At 62.7% G+C, this 1,323-nt stretch carries 1 protein-coding gene and 1 other annotated feature; the gene reads left to right on the top strand.

Features of this window, described 5'->3' with window-relative positions:
* Nucleotides 1–53 precede the first annotated feature (53 nt).
* Nucleotides 54–1,282, top strand: a protein-coding gene (locus AC07UX_RS21135; RefSeq protein WP_495193930.1) for an IS3 family transposase whose coding sequence is annotated in 2 segments (ribosomal slippage) — nucleotides 54–342 and nucleotides 342–1,282 — 1,230 coding nt in all. Because the reading frame shifts where the segments join, the coding sequence is not laid out codon by codon here.
* Nucleotides 335–451 (top strand) — a sequence feature (AL1L pseudoknot). It overlaps the preceding gene by 117 nt.
* Nucleotides 1,283–1,323 lie beyond the last annotated feature (41 nt).

The following is a 1,323-nucleotide window of genomic DNA, read 5'->3' as shown; positions in this document are numbered from 1 at the left end:
TGAACCGCGCTGGGTTTGCCGGAGGCTCCAACTCCTGAGAAGGTGGAGCCTGTATGAGCAAGACAACGAACAAGTTTGCGCCGGAAGTCCGCGAGCGCGCGGTGCGTATGGTGATCGATCACGAACGTGATTACCCCTCTCGCTGGGCAGCGGTGGTTTCGATTGCGGAGAAGATCGGCTGCGTTCCGCAGACGCTGCATGAGTGGGTGAAGAAGGCTGAGGTCGACAGCGGCAAGCGCGCGGGCGTCCCGACCGAGGTAGCCGACAAGATGAAGGCACTGGAGCGCGAGGTCCGCGAGCTGCGACAGGCCAATGAGATCCTGCGCAAGGCATCGGCATATTTTGCCCAGGCGGAGCTCGACCGCCCGTTCAAGCGATGATTGCGTTCATCGACGATTACCGCGATGCCTATGGGGTCGAGCCGATCTGCCGCGTCCTGCCGATCGCCCCATCCACCTATCACGAGCGCATCGCACAGCGGCAGGATCCGACACGCCTGTCGGCGCGGGCGCAGCGGGATGTCGCCCTGAAGCCCGAGGTCGCGCGCGTATTCGCCGAGAACTTCGCGGTCTACGGCGTGCGCAAGGTCTGGCGGCAGATGATGCGGGAAGGCTTTCCGGTCGCCCGCTGCACAGTCGCGCGGTTGATGCGGGAGATGGGCTTGGCAGGGGTGATCCGGGGCAAGCCGGTGCGCACAACTATCAGTGACAAGGCGGCGCCATGCCCTCTCGATCACGTCAACCGCAGGTTCTACGCACCAGCGCCGAACATGCTGTGGGTGTCGGACTTCACCTACGTCGCGACCTGGGCGGGGTTCGTCTACGTTGCCTTCGTCATCGATACCTATGCTCGGCGGATTGTCGGTTGGCGGGCCAGCAGAACGGCCCATGCCAGCTTCGTGCTCGATGCTCTGGAACAGGCGCTTCACGATCGTCGGCCGGCCCATCGGGGCGGCCTCATCCATCATAGCGATCGCGGGTCGCAATACGTCTCCATCAAGTACACCGAGCGCCTCGCCGAAGCCGGGATAGAACCCTCGGTCGGCAGCGTCGGCGATAGCTATGACAACGCTTTGGCCGAGACGATCAATGGCCTTTACAAGGCTGAGGTGATCCACAGGCGTGGACCATGGCGCAGCTTCGAAACAGTCGAATATGCCACGCTCGAATGGGTCGACTGGTTCAACCATCGTCGGCTGCTGGAGCCCATCGGCAACATCCCTCCTGCCGAAGCCGAAGAACAATATTATGCTGCCGCGGCCAACATCGATATGGCAGCGTGACTCACAACCCAATGCCTCCGGCAGACCCGGCGCGGTTCATA

The organism is Sphingobium sp. GW821-FHT02B05 (assembly GCF_059421905.1).
The sequence above is the reverse complement of the archived record's forward strand: the minus strand, read 5'-3'. Positions and strand labels throughout refer to the sequence as shown.